This window comes from Plantactinospora sp. CNZ321 (assembly GCF_004217235.1).
In genome coordinates this window covers 3,804,937-3,819,810 of sequence record NZ_SHKQ01000001.1, presented here as the reverse complement: position 1 = coordinate 3,819,810, position 14,874 = coordinate 3,804,937, and the positions used below count along the sequence as shown (strand labels likewise).

Below are 14,874 nucleotides of genomic sequence, written 5' to 3'. Positions count from 1 at the left end.
TTCGGGGAGGTCACGAGAGGTCATGGAGGCAACGATGCGTACCCAGGTCGGGATCGTCGGCGCCGGGCCGGCGGGTCTGGTGCTGTCGCACCTGCTGCACCGGGCCGGCATCGAATCGGTGGTGCTGGAGTGCCGCAGCCGGGAGTACGTCGAGCGCCGGATCCGGGCCGGCGTGCTGGAGCAGGGTTCGGTCGACCTGCTCCGCGGCTGCGGGCTCGGTGAACGGCTGGATCGGGAAGGGCTCCGGCACACCGGCATCGAGCTGCGGTTCGGCGGTGCCGCGCACCGGATCGCGATGACCGAGCTGACCGGGCGGGCGATCACCGTCTACGGCCAGCAGGAGGTGGTGAAGGACCTCATCGCGGCGCGGATCGCCGCCGGAGGTGACCTCCGGTTCGAGGTCGAGGAGGTACGCCTCGCCGGGCTCGACTCCGACTCGCCGGTGATCCGGTTCCGGCACCGGGGCCGGGACGAGGAGCTGCACTGCGACTTCGTCGCCGGCTGCGACGGCTCGCACGGGGTGAGCCGGGCGAGTGTGCCGGCCGGCGAGCTGACCGAGTACGACCGCAGCTATCCCTTCGCCTGGCTCGGGGTACTCGCCAGGGCCGCCCCGGCGGCCGAGGAGCTGATCTACGCCCACCACGAGCGCGGGTTCGCGTTGCACAGCATGCGCTCCCCGGAGATCTCCCGGCTCTATCTCCAGGTCGAGCCGGAGACCGATCCGGCGGACTGGCCCGACGAGCGGATCTGGTCGGAGCTGCGTACCCGGCTGGAGACGGTACCGGGGTGGAGACTCAACACCGGCCCGATCCTGGAGAAGAGCGTCACCGGAATGCGGAGCCTGGTGGTGGAGCCGATGCGGTGGCGGCGACTCTTCCTGGCCGGCGACTCGGTGCACATCGTGCCGCCGACCGGCGCCAAGGGGATGAACCTGGCGCTGGCCGACGTCACGCTGCTCGGCGACGCGTTCGCCGGCTGGTACCACGATGGTCGAGAGGACCTGCTGGACGCCTACTCCGACACCGCGCTGCGCCGGGTCTGGCGCGCCCAGCACTTCTCCTGGTGGATGACCTCGCTGCTGCACCGGCTGCGGACCGACGACCCGTACGAGGCGAGGTTGCAGCTCTCGACGCTGCGCTACGTCACCTCGTCCCGGGCGTACGCCACCAGCCTGGCGGAGAACTACGTCGGTCTCGCCGAGGTCTGATCCGCCGCCGGGGTACGTCGCTGGGCTTCGCTCAGGATGCGGTGGTGGCGGCGACGGTGCTGGGCTCCTGTTCCACACCGCGGCTCCGGCGACGGGCGAGTGCGGCATCCAGCGACCAGCGCCCGGCGCCGAGGGCGGCGACCAGCAGGAAGGACCAGCAGAACAGCGCCGCGGTCTCGCCGCCGTTGTTCAGCGGCAGCAGCGCGTCGGGCTGGTGCACCATGAAGTAGGCGTACGCCATCGAGCCGGAGCAGATGATCGCGGCGGGGCGGGTGCTCAGGCCGACCAGCACCAGCAGTCCGCCGACGAGCTGGATGAGGGCCGCGTACCACCCGGGCCAGGTGCCGATCGGGATCGCCTCGCCGCTGCCCCGGTTGCCGCCGAAGATCCCGAAGAGGGAGGCGGCGCCGTGCAGGGCGAACAGCAGGCCGAGCACGATCCGGAACAGCGTGGACACGATGTCAGCGACTCGGACGTTGGACATGGGACACTCCTTGCGACTGGCAGGAATAGCTGTTGGGTCCCACGGCAGAGTCACGTTAACCATTTACATTGATAGCTGTCAATAGCTATCCAATGGGTTCCGAGTATGCCCCACCAAGCGCTCCGTCGCGGCTCGCAGGTGAAAGGCTATGTGAGCGATGCCATCCTGTTCAAATTGGAAAAGTTCCAATTCAGCCGGTGGTCGGTGGTCCGGTGTCCGTGACCGAAACGGTCACCTCGAACCGCCGCGCCGGGCGCTTGCCCGCCTGCCAGTCGCGCACCAGCACCAGCCGCAGCACGGTCCGGCCGGGCCCGGTCGCGGTGAACCGCAGTTGCCGGGTCCCGGCGCCGCCCAACCCCTCCCGCTCCGGCCGGAACGAGTCCCCGGCCGGCGCGAGTACGGCGCTGTCCACCGCGTCGAGCCGCCACCGGTAGCCCGAACTGGGCGTCTCGGTGAGCTGGACGACCACCAGGTCCCCTGGTGCCGCCGGGCACGAGCGGCCGGCGTCCGCCTCGGTCACGTCGACCCGCGCCACGCCGTACTCCGATCTCCGGTGGGATGGGCGGCGGCTCGCCCCGGACGGCTAGTGCGGCAACTCCACCGCACAGCACGCCTCTCCGTCATCCTGGAGCAGTCCGTCGAAGTCGCCGCGCTTCATCTTGAATCGGCCGCCCCAGCCCCACGCCGCACCCCAGGAGTTCTGGAAAAGGTACGCGTCCTCGGACTCGATCCGGTCGAGCATCAGATAGCAGTGCCCGCCCGTCGCGGCACCGGTCGGCTTGACGAACCCGTCGTCGTCGGGGTTGAACATGTCGGCGGTCCACGCGGTGCCAACCACGATCGACCCCTGGTTGTCGATCCACTCGTCGATCTCCGCCGTGCTGCGCGCGAACGCGAACGCGGCGAGCCGACCCCGTTCCCGGACGGCGAGCGCGCCGGACCGGACCGTCGAGCCGTTCTCCTTGCCCGGCTCGCCGTCGATCACCTTGGCCTCGTAGTAGAGGGCGTGACCGTCGGCGTTCTGGTAGGTGCCGGCGACCGGCATCGCGTCCACCCAGCCCGCCCAGCCGAAACCGACGCAGTGACCCGTCTGACCCTGGTCGAGCTGGACGGCCAACTCCCAGGCCGGCGCCCTGTCCCGCACCGGGGCGGGGGGCGCCGCCGGCTGCCGCTGACTCCGTAACCAGCGCCAGAAGACCAGGTACGCCCGCCAGTCGGAGAAGTACGGCGTCTCGGTGAGCACCTGCTCGACCGTCATCTGCCGGATCGACTCGGCCGGCTCGGCGATCTCCAGCAGGCGCGGGATGTCCCAGTCCCGCGGGTCCGGCCGGTAGAGCCGGCCGAGCAACTGCGGACCGGGAATGCTGCTCGCGCTGGTCTCCGGTGGATCCACCGCGAAACGTCTCTCCGACTCCATCGACTCGCCTTCGACCGGGCCCTGACGGGCGGCTGGACACCGACGGCTCCGGGTCCCACTCGGACAACACCGCCGAACCCGTCCCGTAGCCGCCGCGGCACCCATTGTGCGCCCCGAGCACAATCCCGCGGGCCCGATCCGGCGAGTCCGCCGAGCTGCCGGCGTGTCACCGAAGGTCGCCGGAGAACCGGGGGCGTCGGAGAACCGGGGGCGTCGGAGAACCGGGGGCGGGTCGCCAAGGGTCGTCAGGTCACCGGGGGGTCGTCGGAGACCGGGCGGGCCCGCTCGCCGTCCCGGGCCGCCCGCCGCACCGACAGGGCGGCCTCACGACTCGGGCAACCGCTGGCCCGGAGGAGGTCCGCGGCGGAAACCCGCACCTGCGTGACGAGCGCGTCGCCGTAGTTGTGCAGTTCCTCCCGGCGGGCCCGCCCGCCACGCCGGGCCGCCACCAGCGCCCGGCGATGGGCCGCCCCGGTGTCCCGTCCGGTCCGCGCCTGCCGGTGCAGCGCCTTCACCGCGCTCGCCAGGGTGTCGACCGCGTCGGGCAGGCAGTTCGGGATCGGCTCCCGGTAGTTGATGACCGTCACCGCTCGGCGGGCCAACATCTGGGCGCCCTCGATCACCTGGGTCAGCTGCGTCACCCCCCTGGCGTAGTGCTCGAACTCCTGCCGGCGGCCCCACCGCAGCGGCGCCACCCTGACCACCTCCTCCGCGCCGCTCACCGCCTCCCGCAGCCGCTCGAGGTCCGGCTGGACCCCGCGCAGCCCGTCCAGCGCCCGCCGGGCCCCGTCCAGGTCCCGCTTCCGCAGCGCGACCGCGGTGTCGTGAAGCCGACCGGCGAGGACCGCGAAGACCGGTCCGGCCGCGCGGTTGACGATCCGGATCGGGTTCAACGGCAGCAGCAGCGCGACCACGAACAGCCCCACCGCGCCGCCGGTCGCCGCGTCGACGATCCGCGGGATCTCCAGGTTGCGTTCGCTGGAGGAGAGGGTCGCGATCAGCACGGCCGTACCGGCGACCTGGCTGACCACCGTCCCGCCCCGCCCCATCAGGCCGAGCGCGATGCCGACGGCCAGGGTGACGATCACCGCCGTCTGCCACGGTCCACTGCCGAGGAGAAAAATCAACAAATCGCCGACGACGATGCCGAGGCCCACCCCGGCCAGCAGTTCGACCGTACGCCGGGTGCGCTGGCCGATCGCCGCGACGATCGTGCCGACCGCGGCGGTCGGTGCGAACACCGGGTTCGGGTTGCCCAGCAGTTCGCCCGCGATCCATCCGGCCAGCCCTACCGCGACCCCCGCCTGCACCGCGATCACCAGAATGATCTCCAGCTGCCGCACCCGCAGCCGGGTTGCCCGACCCCCCTCGTACCGGGCCCGACCGGCCGTCCCGCGAAGCCGGTGCACGGCCGCACCCAGCGGTGACCGGTAGTGGGGGCGGGACGGCATCCCCGCGACTACCCGGCTCGACGCCGTGCAACCCCCGGGCCCTGCCATGGTCGACTCGCGTGACAACCGACCATCCGCCGTGCCCGCGGTGGGCGAGGTTAGAGACAGCGCGAAGTGGGCACCCGGGCCGCAGTCGTGGGAACGGGGGTATCCGCCGGTGTCGACCTTCGGGCTGTACGCCTCGCGCGAGCGGATCCCGGCGGTGGGCCGGGCGTTGTTCCCCCTGCCGGAGTCGGCATGACCAGTTCCTTCCCACCGATCGACTCGTACGCCTTCCTCTCCGACACGCACACCTCGGCCCTGGTCGGCCCGGACGGCGCGGTGGAGTGGTTCTGCGTGCCTCGCTTCGACGGCGACGCGGTGTTCGCCCGGCTGTTGGACCGGCGGGCCGGCGTGTTCTCGATGACCGTGACCGGCGCGGACGTCCCCGAACGCCGGTATCTGCCTGACACGCTGGTGCTGGAGAGCCGTTACCGGACGGCGTCGGGCACGGGCGTCGGGCACGACTTCCTGGCCGTCCGGGTCGGCCCCGCCGAGCGACCGATCCACGCCGACCACCTACTGGTCCGCCGGATGACCGCGCTGCGCGGCACGATCCGGCTGGCCGTCCGGATCGCCGTCCGTCCGGAGTACGGCCGCCGCGCTCCGGGCTGGGAACTGATCGACGAGGAGTGGTGGACTCGACAGCCGCGCCTGCGCCTCCGCGCCAGCCTGCCCTTCCAGCTGCGGGCAGCCGACCTGTGCGGTGAGGTCGAACTCGCCGAGGGGCAGAGCGTGGACGTCATGCTGCGCTACGGCCACGCTTCGCAGGAGTACGGACCGGCCGAGCCGGGCGACGGCCCCGACCTGCTCGCCGAGACCTGCCGGGTCTGGCGGAACTGGTCGGGTCGCTCCGACTACACCGGGGTGGGCACGGCAGACGTCCGGCACAGCGCCCTGGTGCTGCGCGGGCTCTGCTTCGACGAGACCGGTGCGCTGGTCGCGGCGGCGACCGCGGCACTGCCCGAGGAGATCGGCGGGGTACGCAACTGGGACTACCGATACACCTGGCACCGCGACGCCGCGCTGCTGCTGCTCGCCCTGTTCCGGCTCGGGCACGCCGACGAGGGCCGCCGCTATCTGCGCTTCCTGCTCGACGTCTGCACCAATTCCGCCGACCGGCTCGCACCGCTGGTCGGCATCGCCGGCCACACCGAGAAGGAGCGGATCCTGCCACACCTGTCCGGCTACGCCGACTCGGCGCCGGTCCGGATCGGCAACGAGGCCGCCGACCAGGTGCAGTTCGACACGTACGGGCACGTGCTCGATGCGGCGCTGGTGTACCAGGAGCTGACCGGCGAACTGACCGAACGGGAGTGGGCGGTGCTCCGGCGCCAGGTCGACACGACGGCCGCCCGCTGGCGGGAACCGGACCACGGCACCTGGGAGATTCGTGGACCATGCCGGCACTACGTCAACTCCAAGGTGATGTCCTGGGTCTGCCTGGACCGGGGCATCCAGCTCGCCGGCATGCTCGACGACGACACCGCCCCGGTCCACCGGTGGCGGCGGGCTCGGGACGAGCTGCGCGCCGAGATCCTCGACCGGGGCTACGACGCCCGGATCGGCAGCTTCGTTCTGGCGTACGGTTCGACCGAGCTGGACGCGTCGCTGCTGCGCATCCCGTTGGTCGGCTTCCTGCCCGGCAGCGATCCTCGGGTGGTGGGCACCATCGACCGGGTCCGCGAGGTGCTCGGGATCCGCCCGGCGCTGCTGCGCCGCTACACGATCGACGACGGGCTCCCCGGGCAGGAGGGCGCCTTCCTGCTCTGCTGCTTCGAGATGGTCTCGGCACTGGTGCTGGCCGGACGGGTCGACGAGGCCCGGGACGCCTTCGCCGAGCTGTGCCGGCACGCCGGCCCGCTCGGTCTCTACGCCGAGCAGCTCGCCGCCGATGGCACCGCGCTGGGCAACTACCCGCAGGCCTTCACCCACCTGGCACTGATCGAGGCCGCGCTGAACCTGGACGCCGCCGATGACCGGGAGGCGCTGCGTGCCTGGGCGAAGCGGTCGCGCCGGACCTCCGGACGACAGCAGTCCGTCCCCGAACTCCGAGACCCGCGAGACGGCGGCTAGAGGGGGTAGAGCGCGCTCTGGCGCCGGGCCGGATCCGCAAGTAGTGCTGGCTGCAGTAGGCACGGGCCATGCCGACCGTTCGGATTCGTATGAGGACATTCGGAACAGCGGCTGGGCACGCAGACCGGGTCACTGCCGCGCCTCGACCTGGGCGGCTCGTGCAGCGGCTCTATCCGGCGTTCGAGGGTCAGTCACCCGCCGCCCGCTCGGCAGACACGTCCTGCCGGCCCCACCTGCCAAGCACACCGAACAGATTGATCTTCTGGATCCCAGCCGGAAGGGCCGGATCGGCGAGCAGTTCCTCCCCGTGTGGCTGCATTCCGAGCATGATCCGCAGCAGGAGCGGGGGCGCGCCGGTCGACCAGGCCTGCGGGCTGCTCGCGGTGGGATAACCGACCGGGCGTCGAGTCGATTGTCGACTATAGCCTGCGAACACCTCGGGCAGGCGCCCGTCGAAGAACGGTGCGGCGTCGATAATTGCCTGCGCGATCCGCCCTGCCTCCGAGCGGAAGCCGTACCGCCACATGCCCCAAGCTATTATCGAATTGTCGAATGGCCATACCGTGCCGACGTGATAGCCGACGGGGTTGTAACGGCCCTCGCCTTCGGCGAGCGTCCGGACGCCCCAACCGGAGAACAGTCGAGGCCCCATCAGGTGGTCCACGACCATCGCGGCGCGGGACTCCTCCACGATCCCGCTCCACAGCAGATGGCCGATGTTCGACGAGAGGGCGTCGACCGGCTCGCCGTCGGGGTCCAGCGCCAACGCGTAGTATTCGCCGTCGGCGATCCAGAAGTCCCGGTTGAACCGGGCCTTCAGATCCGCCGCCTCCCGTTCCAGCCTCTGCGCATACGTCTCGTCGTGCCAGAACAGCCGGGCGAGCCGGGCTCCGCGCAGCTTCGCATCATAGGCGTACCCCTGCAATTCGCAGGTCGCCCGGGGAAAGCCGGGCAACCTGCCATCTCGGTAGGAGATCGCGTCCCAGGAATCCTTCCAGCACTGGTTCTCCAGTCCGGTCGCCTCGTTGCGGCGCTGATACCAGATGTATCCGTCTCCCATGATGTTGGCGTAGGTGTCGATCCAGTCGAGTGCCGCGCGCGCTTCGAGTTCCAGGTGCCGGGCGAGCGTGCTGTCGCCGGACCACCGCTCGTACTCGTCGAGCAGGATCACGAACAGTGGCGTGGCGTCGGCCGAACCATAGTACGGCGAATGGGGCTGTTCCTCGAAGGAGCTTGACTCTCCGTACCGGGTCTCGTGGGCGATCTTGCCCGGCTCCTCCTCGCGGAAGTCGCCGAGTCGGGCACCCTGCCCGGCGGCGAAGGCATTCAGCATGGTGGGGGTCAGCTCCGGCGTGAAAGGTAGCGTCTGTAGGCAGGTGATGGCGTTGTCCCGACCGAAGGGCGCCATGAACCAGGGCAGGCCAGCCGACGGCATGCGGGTCGGCCTGGACATCCCGACATGTCGTAGGGCGGCCAGATCCTCGACGCTCTTCGCATAGGTCTCGGCCAGCGCTAACGAGTCCGTCTCCAGGCGCGGCGCCGAGTCGAACCACCGCCTCAGGTCCTCCGCCAGCTCGGCACTGGCCTTCTTGTGCTCGGCGTAGATGCTCGACCGGACGTCACTGCCACCCATGCCCCGCACCACCGACTCCACCCGTAGCAGCGTTGACCAGCTCGCCTGGGGCTCCACTCGGATCCGGAAGGACATGCCACGTTCGTCTGTCTCGGAAGGCTCGGTAGAGCGGACAATCGCCGTGCGATGAAAATCCTCGCGGCGGTAGTCCAGGTGGAGCGCGCCATCCGCCACGATGATCGTTGGCTTGAATTGTTTCACAACGGCATTCTTGACGTCGAAGACGTCGGCGAAATCGGAAGCGACCTCCAGCCGGACAAGTAGGTCCACCGCCTCCTGAGCGTGGTTTACGATGGTCAACCTTTCGTCGAAACTGCCCCCAACCCAACGGTGACGAATCACGGACAGGGTCGCATTCACGTACGGAGTCGGCTCGCCTGGCACACAAAAGAACTTGGCCTCAAAGTAGTTGAGGTCGTCCACCGCCAAGCCGTTGAGCCCCTGCCCGTCGACGGTAAGAACCCAGGTGGACAGAAAACGGGTGTCAAACGAGAAGAATCCCTCCGGACTAGCGTGCGAAGCGGCGATATCGCCGTTGCTGTTGCTGACCACGAAGGTGTTGCCGTCGAGGACGCTGATCCGGTGTTTCATCCTCGCCTCCCCGGCGCGAGGCTGCGCGGGTCCCGGGCGCCCTTCATGTCGGGTAGCAAGCGGCGCAGTATCGCGAATGCCTGGAAGTCGCCCTTGAGCAGGACACGACCTCGGAACAGGTACGGACCGAACTGAGCCTCGCCATCCACGATGCGGTCGAAGAGCGACCTTTCGAGCGTGAGTGTGCAGTCGGCCGCACGGTGTTCACGCGAGACCGAAGCCTGCCCGTGCTCGACTGAAATGTGCCATGGCTCCCGCCGGCCGTTCTCGAGTAGCTCGATCAGAATCGTTCCGTTATGACGGTGCGTCAACGCCGTGCGCGCCCGGTACGGCACCTGAGCGAAGAACTCCGCAGTCGGGTCCGCTGGGTGCGTACCGGCGTCGACGGCTGCCATGCCGGTTGCCATACCCGCTGCGACGAGCAATAGGCGTGACGTGCGGCCCCACGAGTCGACGCCAGGCTCCGGCACCCACACCTTGCGCTCATCCAGCGGCTTGCGACCGCTCGGCTTCCGGCTGTGCCGATAGGTTGCGGTCAGCGTGTTCGGTTCACCCAGACCGGCTGCCGGGGCTCGTCGTTGTGCACGATGATGTCGACCTGATCGTTCGGGCGGACCGTAGCGAAGTAGAACTGCTGGGCGGGGATGTAACGCTCGCGCCAGCGCCGTTCGACGTCGGCCCGGGATGAGACCTGGCGCTCTCGGATCACGGCACGATCCACCGTCCGGTCGAGCGCGGCCGACACGAAGATGCGCAGGTCCCACCGATCGATCAGTTCCGGGCGCATGAGGAACACGCCGTCGAAGATCAGCACGGCGTCGACGGAGGCAGTCGTGACCGGCGGGGAGAACACGGTATCCGTCGTACGGTCGCAGACCGCGGGTTGGAAGCGTCGGTCTCCGCCCGGGCCGAGCGGATCGAGCAGAACCCGGTTCAGCGCCTCGGTGTCGTGGGCGTCGAAGTAGCAGCCCTCGGCCGAGTACTCGCCGCGCGGGTAGCGCTGTGCCCGGGGGAAGAGGAAATCGTCGATCGTCGCGCGAATGACGTCCCGGCCCTGGGTACGCAGGACGACGGCCAGCTCGTCGGCGAGCGTGGTCTTGCCTGCGGCGGGCGGCCCGTCGACGGCAACCCGCGTCGGGTGTGTGACTGCGACGGACCCGACTGCCTCAGCCAGGCAGCCGAGCATCTCGTCGCGGGTGCCTTGGTCCACGTCGTACCCGCCGCCAAGTTGATCGTCAGCCATGACGAACGATTATCAGCCGTCCGCCTGGACCGGCGTACGCGGAACAAGGGGCAGCACGACGCGGTCCGGACGCCATCCTCGGCTGCCGCGATCGACGCACGTCTCGCCGGGCGTAGCTGTCGACGCCCGCAGCTGCGCATCGTCGCGGCGGTGACCGAACGTAGGTAGACCAGGGCGGGTACTAGTACTCCAACGTCACTTGGCTTCGGCCATGGGCGTGGCGTGGGCATGAGGACGGCCACCGCGTTGATCATCGATGGTTTGTGAGGACAACCGAAGATCGTGCGGTGGCCGTGTGCCACAGCGTAGACCTTGATCAGTGGCGGGTCATCCTGGACGAGGCGGTGACGCGTGTCGCTGACCGGTTCGTCCGCGCGGAGCCACGCCGGACCGCCGGGCAGTTCGTGGAAGGGCTGCTGTCGCGCGTGGAACGCAAGACTTGCTGGTCCCTGGCGGAACGGGCAGGTCACGATGATCCGCAGGCGATGCAGCGGCTGCTGCGTACGGCGGTGTGGGACGCCGACGCCGTCCGCGACGACGTGCGGGCCTGGCTGATCGAGCACCTCGGCCACCCTGACGCCGTGCTGGCCACTGACGAGACAGGCTTCCTGAAGAAGGGCATGTGCTCGGTCGGGGTGCAGCGGCAGTACACCGGCACCGCCGGGCGGATCGAGAACAGCCAGGTCGGGGTGTTCCTGGCCTATGTCTCACCTCTGGGGCGGGCGCTGATCGACCGCCGGCTCTATCTACCCGAGACGACCTGGTGCCAGCAGCCCGAGCGTCTCGCCGCCGCCGGCGTTCCGGACGGTGTCGGGTTCGCCACGAAGCCTGCGCTGGCCCGACAGATGATCGCCGCCGCGTTGGACGCCGAAATCCCGTTCGGATGGGTGACCGGCGACGAGGTCTACGGCGCCGACCCCGGCCTGCGCGCTGACCTCGAACACCGCGGGATCGGTTACGTCCTCGCGGTCGGCTGCGACCGACGCGTGGCGGTCAACGACGGCCGCACCCTCATCCGCGTTGACGAACTCGCCGAGCGGATCCCCACCCGCGAGTGGCAGCGGCACAGCTGCGGGCCGGGCGCGAAAGGGCCCCGCGACTATCTATGGGCCTGGATCACCACGGCCGCCCGCCCTGGCGAGTATCGGTGGCTGCTCATCCGCCGCAACCGCACCAGCGGCGAGTTGGCCTTCTACCTGTGCTGGTCACCCCGGCCGGTGCCGCTGCACACCCTCGTGACCGTGGCCGGCTCCCGCTGGAGCATCGAGGAGTTGTTCCAGACCGGCAAAGGCCAGGTCGGCCTCGACCACTACCAGGTCCGCGGCTGGACCGGCTGGCACCGGTTCATCACCCTGGCCATGCTCGCCCTGGCCGTCCTGACCATCCTCGCCGCCCAGCAACCCGATCCCGACTCGGAGATCATCGCGTTGACCGTCGCCGAGATCCGCCGACTCCTCAACGCCTTCGTCCTCGCCACATCGCCACCGCCAGAACACACCCTGCACTGGTCGATCTGGCGACGAACATCCCAAGCCCGAGCCCGACGATCCCACTACCAGCGCAGACAGGCGAAGTGACGTTGGAGTACTAGTCGATGGCGATGTCGGCGCAGCCGGCCTCGTCCGGCAGCAACGGCCGCAGGCCGACCTGCCAGCGGTCGCCCCCGGAGGTCCACGGGGTGCGGGCGTTCGCCTTGGTGGCCGCCGAGAGCAGTGCGGTCGCCTCGGCACCGCGTACCTCGACACAGCCCTGGTCGAAGCCGGCCGAGGGCGGTGAGCCCGGAAGCGCCGGGCCGGGCCAGGCGATCTCCGGCGGGGCGGCCAGCCCCTCGTTGTCGTCCGCGCGCCACGGGATCGCCACCGCCGCCACCGCCTCGGCCTGGTACGGCTGCGGCTGCTCGACCTCGTCCTGCCCCAGCGTGCCGGCCAGGTCGGTGAGCGCGCCGACCAGCTTCTGCAACTCGGCCCGGGCGGTACGCTGCGCCTCGGTCAGGCCCGAGGTGCCCTCCCCGCCCTCGGCGAGCGCGTAGACCTCCAACTCGTCGGTGCCGGCTGCGGACGACACGGTGAACCGGGTCGACGGGGCGTCCGCGACCGGTGGCCGACCGAGATCGGTGACGGTCCCGACACCGGCGGTCCGGGCCTGCTCGACCAGCCGGTCGACCTGCTCCGGCGCCAGGCGCTGCTGCTGGAGGTTCGGCAGCGCCGGCGCGGGATAGATCTCGATCTGGGGCCCTTCGGTGATCACCCGCCCATCCGCATAGACGGTCAGCATCGGCACCCGGGTCAACCGGGCAGCCGGCGGCACGAACCCACCGACATGCTCCACCCGGAGCACCACCGCATTCGGGTCGACGGAGCCGGCGTCGCCGCCCGAGCCTCCGCCCGGTCCGTCACCACCCGCACCGGCACCCTCGCGGGCACAGGCGGCCAACAGCAGAAACAGTGCGCCGACACAGGTTATCCGGACACCACGCCACGTTCTCATGCCGATCAGACGGGACGGTGCGCCGGCTGGTTCCGCACTGCCTCCGGACAAGGAAGATCAAGACCGTGCCCGGCTGGCGCGGAAGCTCGCCCGCCCCTGCAGCGGCCCCTATCCTGGGTTCCGATGACCACGAACCCGATGCTCGCCCGCGCCCGCACCGGCAGCCTCCTGCTCGGCATCACCCCGCCCCGGGGCAATGCCACTCGGGAGCGGGTCGCCGAGATCGCTCGCGCCACCCTCGCTCGACTGGAGTCGCTCGACCTCGACGGGCTCGTCCTCTATGACATCGACGACGAGAGTGACCGCAACCCCAACGAGCGGCCGTTCCCGTATCTGCCGACGGTCGACCCCGCCGTCTTCCACGCTGAGTATCTCGGCCGGTGGCAGCGGCCGGTGGTGATCTACCGGTGCGTCGGCAAGTACGCCGAGGACGAGATCAGCGCCTGGCTGGGTGCGGCCGACCCTGGGGCGATGTCGGGCGTCTTCGTCGGCGCGTCCTCCCGCGACAAGCCGGTGCGCACCAGCCTCGCCCGCGCGCACACGCTGCGCCAGGAGATCCGCCCCGACCTGCCGATGGGCGGCGTGGCGATCACCGAGCGCTATACCAGCGGTGGCGACGAGCACCTGCGGATGCTGGCGAAACAGGAACGCGGCTGCACGTTCTTCATCTCGCAGGTCGTCTACGATGTCGGCGCGACCAAGAGCCTCGTCTCCGACTACTTCTACACCTGCCGCTCACGCGGTGTGGAGCCGCAGCCGGTGATCTTCACGCTGTCGGTGTGCGGGTCGCTGAAAACGCTGGCATTCCTGCGCTGGCTCGGTGTCGCCGTGCCACGCTGGCTGGAGAACGCGCTCGTCCACGCACCGGACCCGTTGACCGAGTCGCTGAGCCAGTGCCGGGCCAACGCGCGCGAGCTGGCCGACTTCTGTCGCGGAATCGGGATCCCGTTCGGGTTCAACGTGGAGAGCGTGTCGATCCGCAAGGAGGAGATCGACGCGTCGGTGCAGCTCGCCGCCGAAATCGGCAGGACGTTGCGCTAGCTCCGCCGGGCGGCGAGGCCGACGAAGGCACGCCACGCCGCCGGCCGGAAGGTCAGCACCGCACCCGCCGGGTCCTTGCTGTCCCGGACGGCGACCACACCGGGCAGGTTGTCGGCCACCTCGACACACCCGCCACCGTTGGTGCCGCTGCGGGTCGATTTCCGCCACCGGGCGTCACTGAGGCGCATGTTGGCTCTCCACTTCCTTCAGCAGGGCGAGTGACAGGTTCTCCGGCAAGGCTACGCTGCGAACACCCTCCCAGCGGGTGAGGAGCGTAGCGATGCCCTCCTCGTCGTCCACGACGAAATCGGTGAGCTGGTTCTCGATGTTCCCCACCCAGTTTCCGTCGGCGGACCTTGCCAGAGAGAGCTGCCCGTTGAGGCCGACGTGCAGCCCGGCGTCGGCGGGGATGATGTGGAGCTGGATGTGGGGCCGCTCGGCCATCCGCAACAGGTGCCGGAACTGCTCGGCCATGATGGCGTCCCGGACGCGCAGCGCCGACTCGTCGATGACGGCGATCAGCAGAGGTGGCTCCTCCCGGGTCAGGATCTCCTGCCGTTCGAGCCGGGACGCGACCAGCTTCTCCAGCTCCGCCTCGGGCCGGGTGGGTTCGAGGCGGAGCACCGCACGGGCGTAGTTCTCGGTCTGGAGCAGCCCTGGGATCAGGGTTGGGTGGTAGCACCGGAGCTGCGTTGCGGTGCGCTCGGCATCTAGCCAGCGCTTGAACCAGGTAGGCTCGCTGTCCCGCTGCGCCGCCGTCAGCAGGGAGACGAACAGCCCGCCGGTCTCCAGAATCTCGTCGGCCCGGGTGGCGTACGGCATGTCAACCGGCCGGGTACCGGTCTCCACAGCGGAGACCGTCGAGGCCGAGTAGTTGGTCCGCTTGCCGAACTCCTCCTGCGGCATGCCGCGCAGGGCTCGCTGCCTGCGGAGCTGGTCTCGAATGAAAGCGAATGCGTCCTCGTGTCCCATCGGACCTCCAGTAGTTCGTCTAGATCAGCGCAGGGTCGCCAGTCGCCGCCGACGGCTCGCCAGAGCTGCGCCGTGAGCTGCTCCGTCGCCTTCCGACCCTAGTGCCGTCCACAGCAGAGTGTCACCCAGCGGAACTGCTCGGTGACCGTCAAGCGCCCGGGTGGAACCTGCCCCGGGAGCCGGCCCCGCCCCCCCGCCGGGACCGGCTCCCTCCAACTCCCCAAGGAGGTTGT

General features: G+C 69.9%; 14 protein-coding genes. 4 read left to right on the top strand and 10 right to left on the bottom strand.

The window, feature by feature from the left end; all coding sequences use genetic code 11:
* Positions 1-34 precede the first annotated feature (34 nt).
* A complete protein-coding gene (locus tag EV371_RS16710; RefSeq protein ID WP_130462859.1) occupies positions 35-1,207 on the top strand; it encodes a 4-hydroxybenzoate 3-monooxygenase in 1,173 nt (390 codons plus the stop codon).
* 31 nt (positions 1,208-1,238) lie between these two features.
* Here the strand turns inward: EV371_RS16710 and EV371_RS16705 are convergent, their stop codons facing one another.
* The 4 genes from EV371_RS16705 to EV371_RS16690 all read right to left on the bottom strand — a co-directional run bounded on the left by EV371_RS16705 (position 1,239) and on the right by EV371_RS16690 (position 4,559).
* Complete coding sequence (locus EV371_RS16705; RefSeq protein WP_130462858.1) at positions 1,239-1,691, bottom strand: DoxX family membrane protein; 453 nt, start codon at positions 1,689-1,691, stop codon at positions 1,239-1,241.
* A gap of 190 nt (positions 1,692-1,881) precedes the next feature.
* Positions 1,882-2,226 carry a protease inhibitor I42 family protein gene (locus EV371_RS16700; RefSeq protein WP_130462857.1) on the bottom strand — a complete coding sequence of 115 codons (345 nt, stop codon included), beginning with the start codon at positions 2,224-2,226 and terminating at the stop codon, positions 1,882-1,884.
* A 48-nt stretch (positions 2,227-2,274) separates the two neighbouring features.
* On the bottom strand, positions 2,275-2,736 hold the full coding sequence (locus EV371_RS34355; protein WP_486484944.1) for a C1 family peptidase: 462 nt from the start codon (positions 2,734-2,736) through the stop codon (positions 2,275-2,277).
* Between the two features lie 617 nt (positions 2,737-3,353).
* Positions 3,354-4,559 carry an FUSC family protein gene (locus EV371_RS16690; protein ID WP_486484649.1) on the bottom strand — a complete coding sequence of 402 codons (1,206 nt, stop codon included), beginning with the start codon at positions 4,557-4,559 and terminating at the stop codon, positions 3,354-3,356.
* Between the two features lie 237 nt (positions 4,560-4,796).
* Between EV371_RS16690 and EV371_RS16685 the strand changes: the two genes are divergently transcribed.
* Positions 4,797-6,674: a glycoside hydrolase family 15 protein gene (locus tag EV371_RS16685; protein WP_130462855.1), complete on the top strand. Its 1,878-nt coding sequence runs from the start codon at positions 4,797-4,799 to the stop codon at positions 6,672-6,674.
* 187 nt (positions 6,675-6,861) lie between these two features.
* On the opposite strand, the gene EV371_RS16680 is transcribed toward EV371_RS16685, so the two are convergent.
* From EV371_RS16680 to EV371_RS16670, 3 genes are all read right to left on the bottom strand, one after another.
* Positions 6,862-8,898 carry a glycogen debranching N-terminal domain-containing protein gene (locus EV371_RS16680; protein ID WP_130462854.1) on the bottom strand — a complete coding sequence of 679 codons (2,037 nt, stop codon included), beginning with the start codon at positions 8,896-8,898 and terminating at the stop codon, positions 6,862-6,864.
* Positions 8,895-9,293: an SCP2 sterol-binding domain-containing protein gene (locus EV371_RS16675; protein WP_165436718.1), complete on the bottom strand. Its 399-nt coding sequence runs from the start codon at positions 9,291-9,293 to the stop codon at positions 8,895-8,897. Before EV371_RS16675 ends, EV371_RS16680 begins: the two co-directional genes overlap by 4 nt.
* Positions 9,294-9,433: 140 nt before the next feature.
* Positions 9,434-10,108 (bottom strand): nucleoside/nucleotide kinase family protein, encoded by a 675-nt coding sequence (locus EV371_RS16670; RefSeq protein WP_130465976.1) that lies wholly within the window; start codon positions 10,106-10,108, stop codon positions 9,434-9,436.
* A 320-nt stretch (positions 10,109-10,428) separates the two neighbouring features.
* Here EV371_RS16670 and EV371_RS16665 point away from each other — a divergent pair, with 320 nt between their 5' ends.
* Positions 10,429-11,718 (top strand): IS701 family transposase, encoded by a 1,290-nt coding sequence (locus EV371_RS16665; RefSeq protein ID WP_486484425.1) that lies wholly within the window; start codon positions 10,429-10,431, stop codon positions 11,716-11,718.
* 10 nt (positions 11,719-11,728) lie between these two features.
* On the opposite strand, the gene EV371_RS16660 is transcribed toward EV371_RS16665, so the two are convergent.
* Complete coding sequence (locus EV371_RS16660; RefSeq protein ID WP_130462852.1) at positions 11,729-12,628, bottom strand: hypothetical protein; 900 nt, start codon at positions 12,626-12,628, stop codon at positions 11,729-11,731.
* A gap of 123 nt (positions 12,629-12,751) precedes the next feature.
* On the opposite strand from EV371_RS16660, the gene EV371_RS16655 reads away from it, so the two are divergent.
* Positions 12,752-13,669, top strand: coding sequence for a methylenetetrahydrofolate reductase (locus tag EV371_RS16655; protein ID WP_130462851.1), 918 nt, complete (start codon positions 12,752-12,754; stop codon positions 13,667-13,669).
* On the opposite strand, the gene EV371_RS16650 is transcribed toward EV371_RS16655, so the two are convergent.
* Both EV371_RS16650 and EV371_RS16645 read right to left on the bottom strand, forming a co-directional pair.
* Positions 13,666-13,857, bottom strand: a complete 192-nt coding sequence (locus EV371_RS16650) for a DUF397 domain-containing protein (RefSeq protein ID WP_130462850.1) — start codon at positions 13,855-13,857, stop codon at positions 13,666-13,668. The genes EV371_RS16655 and EV371_RS16650 overlap by 4 nt on opposite strands.
* Positions 13,844-14,641, bottom strand: coding sequence for a Scr1 family TA system antitoxin-like transcriptional regulator (locus tag EV371_RS16645; RefSeq protein WP_130462849.1), 798 nt, complete (start codon positions 14,639-14,641; stop codon positions 13,844-13,846). Before EV371_RS16645 ends, EV371_RS16650 begins: the two co-directional genes overlap by 14 nt.
* Positions 14,642-14,874 lie beyond the last annotated feature (233 nt).

What these genes read in the sequence shown, in the direction of transcription:
- EV371_RS16710 (WP_130462859.1), top strand. Translation starts at nt 35, where the DNA reads ATGCGTACCCAGGTCGGGATCGTCGGCGCCGGGCCGGCGGGTCTGGTG.
- EV371_RS16705 (WP_130462858.1), bottom strand. Translation starts at nt 1,691, where the DNA reads ATGTCCAACGTCCGAGTCGCTGACATCGTGTCCACGCTGTTCCGGATC.
- EV371_RS34355 (WP_486484944.1), bottom strand. Translation starts at nt 2,736, where the DNA reads ATGCCGGTCGCCGGCACCTACCAGAACGCCGACGGTCACGCCCTCTAC.
- EV371_RS16690 (WP_486484649.1), bottom strand. Translation starts at nt 4,559, where the DNA reads ATGCCGTCCCGCCCCCACTACCGGTCACCGCTGGGTGCGGCCGTGCAC.
- EV371_RS16685 (WP_130462855.1), top strand. Translation starts at nt 4,797, where the DNA reads ATGACCAGTTCCTTCCCACCGATCGACTCGTACGCCTTCCTCTCCGAC.
- EV371_RS16680 (WP_130462854.1), bottom strand. Translation starts at nt 8,898, where the DNA reads ATGAAACACCGGATCAGCGTCCTCGACGGCAACACCTTCGTGGTCAGC.
- EV371_RS16675 (WP_165436718.1), bottom strand. Translation starts at nt 9,293, where the DNA reads ATGGCAGCCGTCGACGCCGGTACGCACCCAGCGGACCCGACTGCGGAG.
- EV371_RS16660 (WP_130462852.1), bottom strand. Translation starts at nt 12,628, where the DNA reads ATGAGAACGTGGCGTGGTGTCCGGATAACCTGTGTCGGCGCACTGTTT.
- EV371_RS16655 (WP_130462851.1), top strand. Translation starts at nt 12,752, where the DNA reads ATGACCACGAACCCGATGCTCGCCCGCGCCCGCACCGGCAGCCTCCTG.
- EV371_RS16650 (WP_130462850.1), bottom strand. Translation starts at nt 13,857, where the DNA reads ATGCGCCTCAGTGACGCCCGGTGGCGGAAATCGACCCGCAGCGGCACC.
- EV371_RS16645 (WP_130462849.1), bottom strand. Translation starts at nt 14,641, where the DNA reads ATGGGACACGAGGACGCATTCGCTTTCATTCGAGACCAGCTCCGCAGG.